This is a genomic window from Xanthomonas fragariae (assembly GCF_900183975.1).
GTDB lineage: Bacteria > Pseudomonadota > Gammaproteobacteria > Xanthomonadales > Xanthomonadaceae > Xanthomonas > Xanthomonas fragariae.
In genome coordinates this window covers 2,806,456-2,821,695 of sequence record NZ_LT853882.1, presented here as the reverse complement: position 1 = coordinate 2,821,695, position 15,240 = coordinate 2,806,456, and the positions used below count along the sequence as shown (strand labels likewise).

13 protein-coding genes and 4 pseudogenes are annotated in these 15,240 nt (G+C 62.2%); 10 read left to right on the top strand and 7 right to left on the bottom strand.

The features are described from left to right. Positions 1–194: 194 nt before the first annotated feature. Complete coding sequence (locus PD885_RS13105) at positions 195–2,072, bottom strand: ABC transporter ATP-binding protein (protein ID WP_162597149.1); 1,878 nt, start codon at positions 2,070–2,072, stop codon at positions 195–197. Positions 2,073–2,282: 210 nt separating this feature from the next. Between PD885_RS13105 and PD885_RS13100 the strand changes: the two genes are divergently transcribed. The 4 genes and pseudogenes from PD885_RS13100 to PD885_RS13090 all read left to right on the top strand — a co-directional run bounded on the left by PD885_RS13100 (position 2,283) and on the right by PD885_RS13090 (position 5,767). Beyond that, positions 2,283–3,803 carry a fumarate hydratase gene (locus PD885_RS13100; protein WP_002810692.1) on the top strand — a complete coding sequence of 507 codons (1,521 nt, stop codon included), beginning with the start codon at positions 2,283–2,285 and terminating at the stop codon, positions 3,801–3,803. A gap of 227 nt (positions 3,804–4,030) precedes the next feature. Further along, positions 4,031–4,102, top strand: a pseudogene (locus tag PD885_RS20825) (glutathione S-transferase family protein); the annotation flags it as partial. A gap of 110 nt (positions 4,103–4,212) precedes the next feature. Next, complete coding sequence (locus PD885_RS13095) at positions 4,213–4,926, top strand: carbonic anhydrase (protein ID WP_040762816.1); 714 nt, start codon at positions 4,213–4,215, stop codon at positions 4,924–4,926. Between the two features lie 42 nt (positions 4,927–4,968). Next, positions 4,969–5,767 (top strand): annotated as a pseudogene (locus tag PD885_RS13090) (IS5 family transposase). Positions 5,768–6,150: 383 nt separating this feature from the next. On the opposite strand, the pseudogene PD885_RS13085 reads toward PD885_RS13090, so the two are convergent. After that, positions 6,151–6,571, bottom strand: a pseudogene (locus PD885_RS13085) (phospholipase A); the annotation flags it as partial. Between the two features lie 72 nt (positions 6,572–6,643). Next, on the bottom strand, positions 6,644–7,129 hold the full coding sequence (locus PD885_RS13080) for a DUF456 domain-containing protein (protein WP_002810687.1): 486 nt from the start codon (positions 7,127–7,129) through the stop codon (positions 6,644–6,646). 227 nt (positions 7,130–7,356) lie between these two features. Here PD885_RS13080 and PD885_RS13075 point away from each other — a divergent pair, with 227 nt between their 5' ends. After that, entirely contained in the window at positions 7,357–7,572 is a 216-nt protein-coding gene (locus PD885_RS13075; RefSeq protein WP_002810685.1) for a cold-shock protein, read from the top strand. 139 nt (positions 7,573–7,711) lie between these two features. On the opposite strand, the gene PD885_RS13070 is transcribed toward PD885_RS13075, so the two are convergent. Both PD885_RS13070 and PD885_RS13065 read right to left on the bottom strand, forming a co-directional pair. After that, positions 7,712–8,194, bottom strand: coding sequence for a glycine zipper 2TM domain-containing protein (locus PD885_RS13070; RefSeq protein ID WP_002810682.1), 483 nt, complete (start codon positions 8,192–8,194; stop codon positions 7,712–7,714). Positions 8,195–8,324: 130 nt separating this feature from the next. Continuing rightward, complete coding sequence (locus PD885_RS13065; protein WP_002810680.1) at positions 8,325–8,753, bottom strand: hypothetical protein; 429 nt, start codon at positions 8,751–8,753, stop codon at positions 8,325–8,327. A 62-nt stretch (positions 8,754–8,815) separates the two neighbouring features. On the opposite strand from PD885_RS13065, the gene PD885_RS13060 reads away from it, so the two are divergent. Next, the gene (locus PD885_RS13060) at positions 8,816–9,646 is read left to right on the top strand and encodes a tRNA threonylcarbamoyladenosine dehydratase (protein WP_002810677.1); all 831 of its coding nucleotides are present in this window, start codon (positions 8,816–8,818) and stop codon (positions 9,644–9,646) included. 43 nt (positions 9,647–9,689) lie between these two features. Here PD885_RS13060 and PD885_RS13055 read toward each other — a convergent pair whose 3' ends face one another. Both PD885_RS13055 and PD885_RS13050 read right to left on the bottom strand, forming a co-directional pair. Then, positions 9,690–10,457 (bottom strand): TatD family hydrolase, encoded by a 768-nt coding sequence (locus PD885_RS13055; protein WP_002810674.1) that lies wholly within the window; start codon positions 10,455–10,457, stop codon positions 9,690–9,692. Further along, positions 10,457–10,672: a DUF6116 family protein gene (locus PD885_RS13050; protein ID WP_002810671.1), complete on the bottom strand. Its 216-nt coding sequence runs from the start codon at positions 10,670–10,672 to the stop codon at positions 10,457–10,459. Before PD885_RS13050 ends, PD885_RS13055 begins: the two co-directional genes overlap by 1 nt. Positions 10,673–10,817: 145 nt before the next feature. On the opposite strand from PD885_RS13050, the gene PD885_RS13045 reads away from it, so the two are divergent. From PD885_RS13045 to asnB, 4 genes and pseudogenes are all read left to right on the top strand, one after another. Further along, the gene (locus PD885_RS13045) at positions 10,818–11,606 is read left to right on the top strand and encodes a glycine zipper 2TM domain-containing protein (RefSeq protein ID WP_088056928.1); all 789 of its coding nucleotides are present in this window, start codon (positions 10,818–10,820) and stop codon (positions 11,604–11,606) included. 392 nt (positions 11,607–11,998) lie between these two features. Then, a pseudogene (locus PD885_RS13035) lies at positions 11,999–12,463 on the top strand (hypothetical protein); the annotation flags it as partial. A 148-nt stretch (positions 12,464–12,611) separates the two neighbouring features. Beyond that, the gene (locus PD885_RS13030; protein ID WP_040762815.1) at positions 12,612–13,265 is read left to right on the top strand and encodes a glutathione S-transferase family protein; all 654 of its coding nucleotides are present in this window, start codon (positions 12,612–12,614) and stop codon (positions 13,263–13,265) included. Between the two features lie 22 nt (positions 13,266–13,287). Beyond that, positions 13,288–15,228 carry an asparagine synthase (glutamine-hydrolyzing) gene (gene asnB / locus PD885_RS13025; protein ID WP_002810663.1) on the top strand — a complete coding sequence of 647 codons (1,941 nt, stop codon included), beginning with the start codon at positions 13,288–13,290 and terminating at the stop codon, positions 15,226–15,228. Positions 15,229–15,240 lie beyond the last annotated feature (12 nt).

Sequence of the window (15,240 nt, the reverse complement as noted above, 5' to 3'; positions counted from 1 at the left end):
CCGTTTAGTGTCGTGGCAAGAGTACCCGACAATTCTACCTCAAGCCAGCCAAATGAGAGAGGATCTCATTTGGATAATGGGCCGTGAATCTTGAATCGAGAATCAAGTGCAGCTGCGTTCTGATCAAGAACCCACGGTACCTGTCAGCGTCCCGGAAAGCGCCTCTAGCGATTCCCGAATCTCCATTCCCGGCCTCACCGATACCCAGCCGCCTGCAGCTCGAACAACTCGGCATAACGCCCTCCCTGCGCCATCAGTTCCGAATGCGTGCCGTTGGCTTCGATACGCCCGGCGGCAAGTACCAGAATGCGGTCGGCCATGCGTACGCTGGAGAAGCGGTGCGAGATCAGCACCGCGGTGCGGTTGTCCGACAATTCCTTGAAGCGCTGGAACACCTCGAACTCGCTGCGCGCATCCAGTGCGGCGGTGGGTTCGTCCAGGATCATCAGCTGCGCATCGCGCATGTAGGCACGCGCAATGGCGATCTTCTGCCATTGCCCGCTGGACAGATCCACACTGTTTTTGAAGCGACGGCCGACCAGTTGGTCGTAGCCATCGGGCAAGCTGTCGATCAGCGCGCCCGCCATCGCGCGTTGCGCAGCGGCGCGGATGCGTAACGCGTTGTTCATCGCATCCACCTGGCCGACGCCGATGTTCTCCCCGACGCTGAGGTGGTAGCGCACGAAGTCCTGAAAAATCACGCCGAGATTGGCGCGCAAATCGTCCAGATCGTAATCGCGCAAATCGTGGCCATCGAGCAGGATGCGGCCTTCGTCTGGGTCGTAAAGTCGCGCCAGCAGCTTGACCAGGGTGGTCTTGCCGGCCCCGTTTTCGCCGACCAATGCCACCACTTCGCCGGCACGCAATTCGAAATCCAGATGCCGCACCGCCCACTGTTCGGCGTCCGGATAGCGGAAGCCCACGTCTTCGAATACGAAGCCGCGGCGAATCGGCCGCGGTACCGGCAGTGCGTTCGGGCGTGAGCGGATCTCCGGGGCGATGTTGAAGAACGAATACAGATCGTCCAGATACAATGCCTGGCCGGCGACTTGCGAAAACCCGATCAGCAGACCCTCCAGCAACTGCCGCAAGCGCAGGAAACTGCCGGCCAGAAAAGTCAGATCGCCGATGCTGAAATCGCCGCGCACGGTACGCCAGGCGATGTAGCCATAAGCCATGTAGTAGCCCAATGTGCCTAGCGCTGCCAGCAGCGCGCCCCACAGCGCACGCTTGCGTGCCAGTGCGCGATTGGCCAGGAAAAATTTGTCGGCCAACCTACGATACCGCGCGATCAGAAAGCGGTGCAGGTTGAGAATTTTGACTTCTTTTGCCGTCTCGACGCTGGCGCCGACCTGGCGCAGATAGTCGAGCTGGCGCCGCTCCGGCGTCCATTGAAAGTTGAGCGAATAGCCCAGCGCATTGAAGTGCGCCTCACCGATAAACGCAGGAATCAAGGCGATCGCCAGCAGTGCGATCAACCACGGCGCATAGACAAACAAGCCCACCGCCAGACTGACCACGGTGATGGCGTCCTGCACTTGCCCGAACAACTGGCTCATCAGATTCATACGATTCATGGTCTGGCGGCGTGCGCGATCCAGCTTGTCCTGCCGGTCGGGGTCTTCGAAGTCCTCCAGATCCAGCTGTGCAGCGTGTTCCATCAGCCGCACGCTGGCGACATTGTTGAACAACTCCGACAGCAGCGCATCGGCATAGCCGATCAACCGGCCGAGCAGGTCCGAACCGATCGCAAGGGCCAGTTCCAGCGCCAGCAATTCCAGCAGCAGGTTCACGCGGCCGCTGCTCATTGCCTGGGTCAGCGAATCGAACGCCTGCGGTTGGCCGACCAGGTGGATCGCCTCGTCGATGATCAATTTGCCGATATACAGTGAGGCCAACGGCATCAACGCGCGCAGCACGCGCAAGCCGATGCTGCTCAGGCTCAGCCAACGGCTGGTCTGCCAGATCTGGCGTAGGAACGGGGGCAGATTGCGCAGTGCATCCAGACGCTCGCGCAGGGTAGGGCCGGTACGGGCGGCGGGCGCGGTGGCGCCGGAACGGGAAGCTGACATCGCGATAGTGTGCCGTGCGCGGCGTGGGCGCGGAGTGTTGAGGCTTGGACACATCTCCGGTTGCCAACGGCATACCGCTTAGTGGCGAAGGCCCGCAGGGCAAAGCGCAACGCGCGCGTCGGTCAATCGCTTCCATCGACGCGGCGCCAAGACGCGCCCGGAGTTTGGCTTAAAATGCCCGGATTGCCCCCGCCAGCCGTAGAGCCAGCCGTGACCTCGATCAAGCAGGAAGACCTCATCCAGTCCGTCGCCGACGCGCTGCAGTACATCAGCTACTACCACCCTATCGATTATATCAAGAACCTGTCGGCCGCCTACGAGCGCGAACAATCGCCGGCCGCCAAGGACGCCATTGCGCAGATCCTGATCAATTCGCGCATGTGCGCCGAAGGACATCGCCCGATCTGCCAGGACACCGGCATCGTCACCGTATTCCTGGAAATCGGTATGCAGGTGCGTTGGGACGACGCCACGATGAGCGTGGACGACATGGTCAACGAGGGCGTGCGCCGCGCCTACAACCACCCGGACAACAAGCTGCGCGCCAGCGTGCTGGCCGACCCCGCCGGCAAGCGCCAAAACACCAAGGACAACACCCCGGCGGTGGTTAACGTCAAGATCGTGCCTGGGCACCATGTCGAGATGACCGTCGCGGCCAAGGGCGGCGGTTCTGAGGCCAAGAGCAAGTTCGCCATGCTCAATCCGTCCGACTCCATCGTCGATTGGGTGCTCAAGACGGTGCCGACCATGGGCGCTGGCTGGTGCCCGCCGGGCATGCTCGGCATCGGCATCGGCGGCACCGCCGAAAAGGCGATGCTGCTGGCCAAGGAAGCGTTGATGGAGCCGATCGACATTGTCGATCTACAGGCGCGCGGCGCCTCCAATCGCGCCGAAGAACTGCGTCTTGAGTTGTACGAAAAGGTCAACGCGCTCGGCATCGGTGCGCAGGGTCTGGGCGGCCTGACCACGGTACTGGACATCAAGGTCAAGGATTACCCGACCCATGCCGCCAATCTGCCGGTGGCGCTGATTCCCAACTGTGCCGCCACCCGCCACGCCCATTTCACCCTGGATGGCAGCGGCCCGGTGATGCTGGATCCGCCCTCCCTGGAAGACTGGCCCAAGCTCACCTACAACCCGACCAACGCGCGCCGGGTCGACCTGGACACCATCACCCGGGAAGAAGTCGCCAGTTTCAAGCCGGGCGAAGTGGTTCTACTCAACGGCAAGCTGCTGACCGGCCGCGATGCTGCGCACAAGCGCATGATCGATATGCTTAATCGCGGCGAAAAACTGCCGGTCGATTTCACCAATCGCTTCATTTACTACGTCGGCCCGGTCGACCCGGTGCGCGACGAAGTGGTGGGCCCGGCCGGCCCGACCACCGCCACCCGCATGGACAAGTTCACCCGCCAGATGCTCGAGCAAACCGGTCTGCTAGGCATGGTCGGCAAATCCGAGCGCGGCGATGCGGCAATCGAGGCCATCCGCGACAACAAGGCCGTCTACCTGATGGCGGTCGGCGGCTCGGCGTATTTGGTCTCGAAGGCGATCAAGGCTGCGCGCGTGTTGGCGTTCGAAGATCTCGGCATGGAAGCGATCTACGAATTCAAAGTCAAGGACATGCCGGTCACCGTGGCGGTGGATTCAACTGGCGAATCGGTGCACAAGACCGGCCCGCGGCAATGGCAGTCGCGCATTGGCAAGATTCCAGTCGTCGTCGAGGCCTGATTCAACGCGCTGTCGCATCCAGAAAGCCGGGGCATGCTCCGGCTTTCTTGTTGTCGATGTGGCACGCGCGCATGCAGGTCATCTGCAACAGCACGAAGCGATTGCTGCCGCATCGGGCCTGATATTGGCTCACTCACTCGCACCGGACCTCACGCATGTCGAACACGCTGTACCAAACCCCCAGCACTGCAGCCTTGGTCGTGCATTGGCTGCTGATCGAACTCGATGCGCAGCGAATGAAAGCCCGACCGGCATTCCAGGAAACCTATCGCCGCGAGGGTTTAACGGACTGGACCTGAAGCCCCTGGGCCGGTCGAGAAATCCAGTCTTTATAGTCTCTTTTTGAGACCTTATTATTTACTAGAAACGTAATTCCATTTCGGAACCTAAAGCGGGCAGGGGTTCGTCCATGTCGCATTCCGCATCCCGTCGAAAATTGCTGCAATGCGCCTGTTGCGCGCCGATCGCGGCCGCTGCGGCGTCTCTTCCGTTCGCCTTGCGCGCGGCTCGGTTGAAGAAAACCGATCTGAGTGCCGAGCAGGCGTTGCAGGTGCTGCGTGACGGCAACGCCGCATTCGTCGAAAACCGTCCCAAGAAGGTGATTTCCGACAGCAAGCGTCGGCTGGAACTTGCCCTGGGCCAGACCCCGTTCGTGATCCTGGTGTCGTGCTCGGATTTACGCGTGCCGCCGGAGCTGCTGTTCGGTCGCGGACTGGGTGAGATGTTCATCGTCCGCAATGCCGGTAATACCGTCGATACCACCGCGCTGGGTTCGATCGAATATGCGGTGAGCCAGCTCGGTGTGCCGCTGGTGGTGGTGATGGGCCACGAGAGCTGTGGCGCAGTGGCAGCGGCAGTATCGGTTGTGGAGAACAACACGTTCTTTCCGGGAGCGATCGGCGCCATGATCGAGCCCATCGTTCCGGCCGTGCTGACCGCCAAGAGCCAGGGCGGTGACGACCTGTTGGCCGTCTCGGTCAAGGCCAACGTAAAGCGCACCGTCGATGGTCTGCGCGCCGCCTCCGAGCCCACGCTGCTCGAGCCGCTGCGCGCTGGTAAAGTGCGCGTGGTCGGTGCGTATTACACCTTGCAAAATGGCAAGGTGGATTTCTTCGACGTCTGAGAACCTGTTCACGATCTTTCCTGATTGGTGCAGACTCTGCGGATGCGCCAAAAAACCTATCCGAGCGACATGAGCCGGGAGCGTTTCGAACACATCCTCCCGATCCTGGAACAAGCGCGCAAGCGCACCAAGCCACGCCGAGTGGATATGTATGAGGTGTGGTGCGCAGTGTTGTACGTGCTGCGAACCGGTTGCCAATGGCGAGCGCTACCCAGCGACTTTCCGAAGTGGCGGACCGTGCACGCGTACTTTGCCAAGTGGAGCGAGTGCGACGATGAAGGAGTGAGCCTGCTGGAGCGGGCGCTCAAAAAATCAGGTTGGCGTGGCCCGCCAGAAACAGGAGCGCAACATCTTCAGCAGGTTCTTGATCGTGGACGCGCAGAGCGTCAAGAACACGGACACAGCCGGGCAAAAGGGATATGACGCGGGCAAAAAGGTGTCGGGCATCAAGCGGCATATCGCTGTTGATACCCAGGGGTTGCCCCATGCCATCGCGGTGACGACGGCGGAGGTGACCGACCGCAAAGGTGCGCTGCGGGCGCTGGAGCGCTGTCAGTCAAACTTGACGCATGTACAAAGCCTGCTGTGCGACAGTGGTTACACCGGAGTACCGTTTGCCGAAGGCGTGCGAGAGATTCTAGGCGAGCAGCTCACGGTGCAGATTGCCAAGCGCAGCGAACTGCACACCTTCAAGGTCATGCCCAAGCGCTAGATCGTCGAGCGCAGTTTTGCCTGGCTGGAGAAAAACCGAAGGCTGTGGAAGAACTGCGAGCGCAAACTCAACACCAGCTTGCAGTTCATCCATCTGGCCTTCTTGGCGCTTCTACTCAAAAGATCGTGAACAGGCTCTGAGTCGATGCGATGCATTCACGGTGGCAGTGATGTTGCCTGAGATTGCGCAGGAGTAAATCGCAGTATGTGTTCGAGATTGGTTTGAACTTCGCGCGTTCAGCGCCGTCGGCAGTGCCGGATGCTCCGCGAATCAGGTAATCATTGTTGCGTTGGCTGCGTGCCACTGAGTACAGAAGAATTTCGTAGTCGGGTGGTCTTATTTTTTTGCTTGGAGTGCCAGAAATAGAAAAATCCGGCATGCGAACATGCCGGATTTTTCTATTTTTATTAACTTTACCGAACGGCGTGGCAAACCAGCATTTGGAATAGCTGTAAGAAATCGTGAGCGCCAGCCTGGCGACAGCCCAGCAGTATTGTCAATCGCGCTTGAAGCCACTCCAACGACGACACGCCCAGACCGATACAGGTCGCTTTGTAGTCGATCAAGCTTTCGCCATAACCGTCGAATACCTGCACGTGGCCGCGCAAAAAATTGGTGATCAGGAAGCCATAATCCCCACTGGAGCGAGCCGTGCGAGCGATCGACACCACGTAGCGAGTGGCATGCGATCATCGCGAAATCGTGGCTGTCCTTGTTGTAGACCAAGATGGCATCGCCGCAACCCATGTGATTCTCGATATCAGAATTGTTGGCGTCGGCGCGGTGCTCCGTGATTGGGAACCACAGGCGCAGCGTCAGCGCCCGGTTCTCGCGATCCAGACCTATATTGAGGATCACTCGGTTCCATGAACGCGACAACGCATCTTCGCGGCCGTTGGGCAGGTGATTGAGGCTGAGGCCGCTCATGCAGCCGCTACCGTGCACGGATAAGTGCAGTGATGAAGCGACGGCTATGAGTGCCGTCATCCGCATTTGCCAAAATCCCTAGAAAAACCAGCTAATCGCAAAAACGCCGAGCATACACAGGCCCAGCGCCAGTTTGGTTGCCGTGCCGAGCATGATGCCCAACCAGGTGCCGACGCCGACCTTGGTGGCTTGCCCGGTCTTGCGGGTCTGGTAGTACTCGCCAATCCAGGCACCAGCGAACGGGCCGACAAATAGCCCGATCGGCATGAAGAAGATGCCGGCAATGGAGCCGATCACCGAGCCCCACAACGCCAGCTTGCTGGCGCCCACGCGCTGCGCCCCGTAGAGCGTGGCGAAAAAGTCAATCACGAACGACAACGCGGTGATCAGCGCAAGGATCACCAGCGTGATCCAGCTGACGTGGGCAAAGCCGGTTGCCCATGCGGCGACGAGCAAGCCTGCGAACACCAGCGGCAGACCCGGCAGCGCTGGCAGGATGACGCCGGCAAAGCCAATCAGTACCAGCGCTCCGGCCAGAATGTAATAGACAACGGTCGTGTCCATGATGTTTAGAAATGCTCTGTTTAAGGTTTGACAGAAATGTGCAAGAGGTGCTTGAAAGTTCGTTTTGTGCGGGTTAAGTTGCAGCCGCTGCTGTTTGCAAAGGTCACCGCGAATCGTGGCCTGATGCGGCAGATCGTCTGATCCGCTACATCCTTGTACCTCGCTTCCTCCTTGCAATCACAGCCACCACCGTCAGTCCATCACAGTGTCGTAGGGAGTCAGTCAGGATGTCCAACACTGAACGCGAAAATGGTGTCGTGAAGTGGTTCAACGATGCCAAAGGCTTTGGATTCATCAGTTGCGAAAATGGCCAGGACGTATTCGTCCATTTCCGCGCGATCCAGATCCAGGGCTTCAAGAGCCTCAAGGAAGGTCAGAAGGTCAGCTTCACCCTCGTGCAAGGTCAGAAGGGCCCGCAGGCCGATGCAGTGCAGTTGGTCTGAGTCGCCGCACGGCGCACATCGCAGCAGGCAGACAACAAAAAGGCCCGTCACCGGGCCTTTTTGTTATTCATTCGGCGATATCAATGAGAGCGACGAACCGAACCTGACAGTTGATCTGCTCGCCGCTTTACGTGCGCAATCAGCGTAGCACCACCTTGCCATTGACCACGCGCACATAGGCGTTTTCGCGCACGCCGGCCAAGTCGCGCTGGTTCACCACGATGACGCGGCCATCGTCCATACGCACCTGCACATCGAAGCTGTCGCTGGTGACGTTGTTCTGGATTACGTTACCGGCCAGCGCGCCTGCGGCGGCACCGGCCACGGCCGACACGTTCTTATTGCCCTTGCTGCCGCCGGTTTCCTTGGAGATCTGGCGGCCGGCCACTGCGCCGACGATGCCGCCGAGCACTGCGCCGGTGCCGGTGGGCGCGGTGCGGGTCGGGCCAACCTCGTCGATCCGGGTCACGATGCCGCAATCGGCGCAGTGCGCCTGCTGCTGCGAGTAGCCTTGGTCATAACCGCGGTCGCCGCGATAACTGCCGTATTGGGGCTGAGAGGTGGCGCAGCCAACCAGGGTCGCGGTTGCGGTCAGGCCAATGACGAGCAGTCGGGTCTTCATGAGGGTCTCTCCGGGGTGTTCAAAAGCGGTCAGGGCCGCGGCGACGTCATCCTGTGATGGTCCAGGTGAACGGTCTACCAACTGGATCACTCCAGGCTTAACGAAACCCGAGCGCCGTCGCCGGCAAGACTCATCGAAAGTCGCGGTGACAGGCCTCGCAGGCTTCAGACACCTGTGTTTTGACTGCGGCGATCGCCTTGCAGTCCGCCAGCGGCGTGCGCTGTGCCCGATCCAGTACCGCACGCAATGCCTGCGCGTGTTCGCCGAAGCGACGGTCTTCGCCGATCGCGGGAAAGGCCGGCTCCAGTTCATCGGCAAGCAGCCGCAGCGACTGCAGCCGCGCCTGCTGCTGGGAGGCCGTGCAGACCGCACCTGCACCAGGCTGCAACGCACGCAGTTGGTAAGCCATTACTTGCATCAGGCTATCTGGCAACGGGTTACGCCTGGCTTGCAGCACTCGCGCCACCATCACGGTGGTGACCAGGCCGACCAAGACACCCAGCACCAGCATGAAGGCGTAGCGGGCCGCACGTGATTGGTCCGGAGGCGTGGGCGACATGGGGGACTCCTGGGATGCAGGGTTGTCGCGTCAAGTGTTGGCGGCGCGCGTAAAATAAGCCGATGAAAGCACAATGGCGTGAACGCTTTGCCGGTATCGACCGGCTGTATGGAGTCGGCACGGTGGAGCGGTTGTCCGCCTGTCGCGTGGCGGTGGTCGGGATGGGTGGCGTGGGCTCGTGGGTGGTCGAGGCATTGGTGCGCACCGGCATCGGACACATCCGCCTGATCGATGCGGACGATCTGTGTGTGTCCAACACCAATCGGCAATTACCGGCCTTGGCCGGCCAGTACGGGCGCAACAAAGCGCGCGCGATGGCTGAGCGCTGTGTGGCGATCAATCCGGACATCGAGGCCGATGCGGTGGAATCTTTTCTCGCTGCCGGCAATATCGAAAGTCTGCTCGGCGACGGTTTGGATCTGGTGATCGATGCCTGCGACAGCTTCCGGGTCAAGGTCGAAACTATCGCTTGGTGCCGGCGGCGCAAGCTGCCGCTACTGACCGTGGGCGCTGCTGGTGGACGCACCGATCCCACGTTGGTGCGCGTGCGCGATGTCTCGCGGACCGAACACGATGCAATGCTGGCGCTGATTCGCAAGAAGCTGCGCAGCGAGTTCAATTTTCCGAAAAATCCACAGCGCTATTTCGGTGTGCCGGCGGTGTACTCGCTGGAAAACGTCAAATACCCGCAGGCCGATGGCAGCGTGTGCGGCATTCGCCCTCAGCTCGATGCCGATGCCACGCTCAAGCTGGATTGCGGGGCAGGGCTGGGCGCAGCCACGCATATTACCGGCACGTTTGCATTTGTCGCGGTGGGCAAGGCGTTGGAGATGCTGCTCAAGCCAAAAGCCGCTGCAGCGACGCTGGCTGCCGAGGTTGCGGCGGCGTCGTGATATCAGGCGCGCGCTGCCACGTCGTGCAGCAGCGCGTGTCCGATCAGTTCGGCAATCCGAACACTCTCCGCGCATTCGCCGTTGTCTGCGCCGCGATACGGTCGGCGTCTTCGCCGCGGAGCTGCGCGATGCAGTCCAGCACCGTGCGTAAATACGCCGGCTCGTTACGTTGGCCGCGGATGCTGGCGTCTGCCTGGTCCGGCGCGTCGGTTTCCAGCAACAGATGCTGCAGCGGCATGTTCGCTGCCAGCCCGCGCAGGCGATTGGCGCGCGGGTAGGTGACCGGGCCGCCCAGGCCGATCATGAAATCCAGCTTCCATAATTGCTGTGCCTGCTCGCGGCTGCCGGCAAAACTGTGCACCACACCGCGCAGGCCGCCGACCGCCTTGATGCGCGCAATGACCTCTTCGGTGGCGCGGCGCGCATGCACGATCAGTGGCAGGTCGAAGCGTTTGGCCAGTTGCAATTGGCCATCGAAATAGTCGCGTTGCGTCTGCGCATCCAGCCCGTCCAGAAAGAAATCCAGCCCGCACTCGCCGATCGCGCAGGGGCGCTCGCGTTCGATCCACTCGGCCAGCAGGTCCAGGTGCTCTGGGCGGTGCCGATCGAGAAAGATCGGATGCAGCCCGTAGGCCGGGTACAGCCCCGGCGCCTGCCTGCAGACGGCGCGCAGGCCAGGCCAGCTGGCAGCGGTGATCGCAGGCACCACCTGCTGCATGACGTTGGCGGCCTGCGCGCGTGCGATGACGGTTGCGCGGTCGTGGTCGAACGCGCCGGCATCCAGATGGCAGTGGCTATCGATCAACTGCATCAGTCGCGGCGGACTGGCGCGGATAGCGGTGCCTTGCGCGTCTTCCAGTTGGCCAGCAGCAGCGTGCTCAGGCCGAACAACAGTTCATCCAGGAAAGGGATCGGGTCCGGGATCACTAGGTCGACCAGAAACAGCGCGGCGGCCACCTTGAACAAGGTGGGGTAGCGCAGCCTGCTGGCCCAATCCAGCGCGCGTGAGGTAACGGGATTTCGCATGCAAATGCTCCGGCTGTTAGGGATCCATGAAATAACCGCTAGCTAAACTTAACCGCCGCGTTCATGAGCGAGGGCGTTTTCGTTCAGGGTCCCCGTGCTGAAATCACGACCGTGAACAACGCGGTGCGTCCGCCCGGAGCTAGTTATGAAGAGCAATACGACAATTATACTGGTCGCCGCCGGTGCCTTGCTGGCCGGAGGCGTGGCCACTGCCGCTTTCATGAATAATCGTCCGTCGTCCGGCGACTTTGTGGCCAATGGTCAGCCGGCGCCTCGCGGTCTAGAATACGCTGATGTGGTCAAGGTTGCGCCGATTAACGAGCGAAAGCCGCAGTACGCGCAGGTTGTCAACAGCTCTGCAATCCGCGAAACGACCACCAGCTCCTCGCCGCGCCAAGTCTGCCGCGACGTAGTGGTGCAGGAGCGTCTGCCTGAGCGCGACGGCAACGTCGGCGGCACCGTGGTTGGCGCGGTGATCGGCGGTGTGCTGGGTAACCAGGTCGGCGGCGGCAATGGCCGCAAGCTGGCTACTGTGGCTGGTGTGGTTGGTGGCGGTATGGTTGGAAACCGCGTGGACCGCGAGCATGTAGGCGGCCGCGTGGTCGATCGTACCGAGCGCCAGTGCCATACCGAAAACGCCAATTCGCAGTCCTCGCGTGTAGTGGGTTACGACGTCACCTACCGCAATGCTGATGGCACCACCGGCACCATGCGCATGGACAACAAGCCGGGCGAGCGCATTTCGTTGGGCGATGCCGACAACGTGGTGGCCTATGACGTGACCTACCGTTACGACGGTTTCGAAAAGACCGTGCGCATGAACAACAAGCCGGCCAGCGATCGTTTGCCGGTGGTCGATGGTCAGCTGGTAACCCAGACCGCATCGACGGCAAGTGACTTCAACGTCCGTCAGGATGGCTTGAGCACCCGTTAGTAATCCGCGCAGTAGTAGCGCGCGAGCAACCAAAGAGCCGGCACTGCCGGCTCTTTGACTTTGGTCATCGCGTGCTGGCGAGGGCGCGCGATGTTGGGCCAGCAACCGGCAGATAATCGCCGCCTCAGCCTGTAGTAGAAGCCAACATGCCGGTTCGATGTACGCGCGCTGCTGACCGACCAGCAGCAGGCGTTGCAGGACGCAGTGCCACGCTTTACCGACACGCGGGTGTCACCGGCGCTCGGCGATGCTTTCGATGCCGGGCGCTTCCCCCGCGAGTGAGTGCCAAAACTGGGACTGTTGGGTCCCAGCCTGCCGGCGCGGGATGGGGTGCGGTGGCATACGGGCTAACGTGCGCGGTTCGCCGGTGCTGGACGGACAGGACGCGTTGGCAGTACTACACCGCGCTGACGCAGGTGAGTGCGCCGATGATCGATGATGCCGATGCGCTGAATGTGCGAACGCATGAGGCGTATCGGTTGGAGTGGCCGGCCGACGAGGGCGACGAGCTCGGCTTCCCATTGTTCCAGCTCAGCGAGTGGATGGACGTCTGGCCGGAGGGGGCAGCGATCCACCGACCGTATCCTCGCAGATGGCGTAACGCGTGCCGCGGCCGACATGCAGCTTTGCTGCATACCGGCGCAAGCGATCCGGCTGGGTTGGCGCGGCTGGCGATGTGCGCGCTGCTGCTGATGCTGGGTGGGCCGTGGTGGTCGGTCTGTGCGGTCCAGACAGTGGGGGGCGCGACGGGCTCTCGGCGCATACGTGCGTTCGGCGCCTGGGCGTTGACGGTGTCGGCACTGGGTGTGCTGATCGCGAAGTTGGGCGTGCCGGTGCCGATGGTGGCGATGTCCTGAGGCGAGGTCAGCGCGGCATGGCCGCCGCCTGACGACCGTAGCGCGCGCAACTGCGGTATCGGCTTGCCGACGCCTCTTGCGGGGCTTTGCAAAGTTACGCAGGGCTGTGACACTGCCAGCCCTTCGTCGCTGCCGCGGAACCAGCTTGATGTCGATCATGCGTCCCCCGTTGACCGTCCATGGCATGTCCAGCTCCGGCAACTGCTACAAGGTGCGCCTGATGCTGGAGCAGCTGGGCAGCCGCTATCATTGGGTCGAGGTCGATAGCGTTGCAGGGCAGACCCGCACGCCCGAGTACCTAGCCAAGAATCCAAACGGCAAGGTACCGATGGTGGAGCGCGACGATGGCCGCGTGCTGACCGAATCCAACGCGATCCTGTTCTGGCTGGCCGAAGGCACGCCATATTTGCCCGCCGATGCGTGGCAGCGCGCGCAAGCGCTGAGCTGGATGTTCTTCGAGCAGTACAGCCATGAGCAGTACAGCCATGAGCCGTATGTGGCGGTGGCGCGTTTCATCAGCCTGTGGACGCCACACGATGCCGCGCGCCGCGCCGAGTTGCCGCAGCTGCGTGCGCGCGGCGAGCAGGCACTGGCGGTGATGGAGCAGCATCTGCGGCAGCATGCCTGGTTCACCGGAGGCGACTACGGCATCGCCGACATCGCGCTGTTTGCGTACATCCATTGCGCCGAAGACGGCGGCTTCGATCTGGAACGCTGGCCAGCGATCGGCGCATGGTTGCATCGCGTGCAGGCGCTGCCGCGCTACGTCGCGATGCCGGCACCTACGGCAGTGACGGCATGAGCAGCGTGCAGGAGCACTGACGATGTGTGGTTTGGCGGGAATGCTGCTGGCTTCGCCGCGCTTGCATGGCGAACAGCTCGACGCGCTGGTGCGACCGATGGGCGCGGCCTTGCGCCATCGCGGCCCCGACGATGCGGGCAGCTGGTGCGATGCGCAGGCCGGCGTGGCGCTGGCGCATCAACGGCTGAGCATTCTGGATCTGTCGCCGCTCGGCCATCAGCCGATGCGCTCGGCCGACGGTCGCTACGTGCTGGCCTACAACGGCGAGGTTTACAACTTCGCACAGCTGCGTGCGGCCTTGTCCGCACTCGGGCATCGCTTTCGTGGTCACTCCGATACGGAAGTGCTTCTGGCCGCAGTGATGGAGTGGGGCCTGGACAATACGTTGACCCGCTGCAACGGCATGTTTGCGCTGGCGCTATGGGATGAGCGTGACAACTGCCTAGCGTTGGCGCGCGACCGCGTTGGCAAGAAGCCGCTGTATTACGGGTGGGCCGGCGACACGCTGGTGTTCGGTTCCGAGCTCAAGGCGTTGTGGCAACACCCGGATTTCGATAACGGCGTCGATCGCGATGCGCTGACCTTGCTGCTGCGGCTGGGCTACATCCCGGCCCCGGCCTGCATCCACGAACGCACCTTCAAGTTGATGCCTGGGCGCGTACTGCGGCTGGATGCGCAGACGGTGGCGGCTGGGGCGGCAGCGCATCGGCCGAATCAGGCGCAGCAGCCGTTCTGGAACGCACGCGAAGCGATGCAGCGCGCGTTGTCAGCGCGGTTCACCGGCAGCGATGTGCAGGCTGAAGAGCAACTCGATAGCGTACTACGCGATGCGGTGGCGCTGCGCATGGTGGCCGACGTGCCGGTGGGCGTGTTCCTGTCCGGCGGCACCGATTCTTCGATTGTCACCGCAATGATGCAAGCACAAAGCGCGCAGCCTGTGCACACCTTCGGTATCGGGTTTGAAGGCTCGCATCACGACGAAGCGCCGCTGGCGCGCGAAGTGGCCAAGCATCTGCACACCGATCACACCGAGCTCTACGTCAGCGGTGCCGACGCATTGGCGGTGGTGCCAAGCTTGCCGGACATGTTCGACGAACCCTTCGCCGATGCCTCGCAAGTGCCGACCGCGTTGGTCGCACGCTTGGCACGCTGCGGAGTAACGGTGGCGCTGTCCGGCGATGGCGGCGACGAGTTGTTTTTCGGCTATGGCCGCTACCAGCGTGCGCTGCGCAACTGGCGCATGCATGGGCTGGTGCCGGTGCCGCTGCGACGACTGATGGCGTTGGCAGCGCGCAGCAGTGGCGAATCCTCGCGCACCGGCGGCCTGGCCGCACTGGTGGCCGAGGCCGGCGCACGCGGCATTGGCGACATCTATCGCAATCGCATTTCGCGCTGGCGTGACCCTGCCGCAGTGGTACTGGGTGCGACCGAACCCGACAGTTTCTATAGCCTTGCCGACCCCCTGCACGGCTCCGGCACACCGGCCGATGCGATGATGCTGGCCGATTTCGCCGCCTATCTGCCCGACGATCTGCTGTGCAAGGTGGATCGCACCACCATGGCGGTGGGGCTGGAAGCGCGCGCACCTTTGCTGGACTGGCGCGTGGCCGAATTCGCCTGGTCGCTGCCGTTGTCGCTGAAGTATCGCGACGGGGTCAGCAAGTACCTGCTCAAGCGCGTGCTGTGCCGCTATCTGCCGGACCCAATGGTTTACCGCGGCAAGCGTGGCTTTGGCGCGCCGGTCAGTGCGTGGCTGCGCGGCGATTTGAACGGCTGGGCGGACGATCTGTTGGCGCACGGCACGTTGGAGCGCGATGGTGTGTTCGCTGCTGATACCGTGGCCGGGCTATGGCGCGACTTCAACGGCGGCGAGCGCAAATGGCATACGCATCTGTGGACGGTGCTGATGTTCCAGGCCTGGCAGGTGCACTGGCGCGCGCAACGCGCCGCGACCAGCCGCTGAGGCGCCACGCAA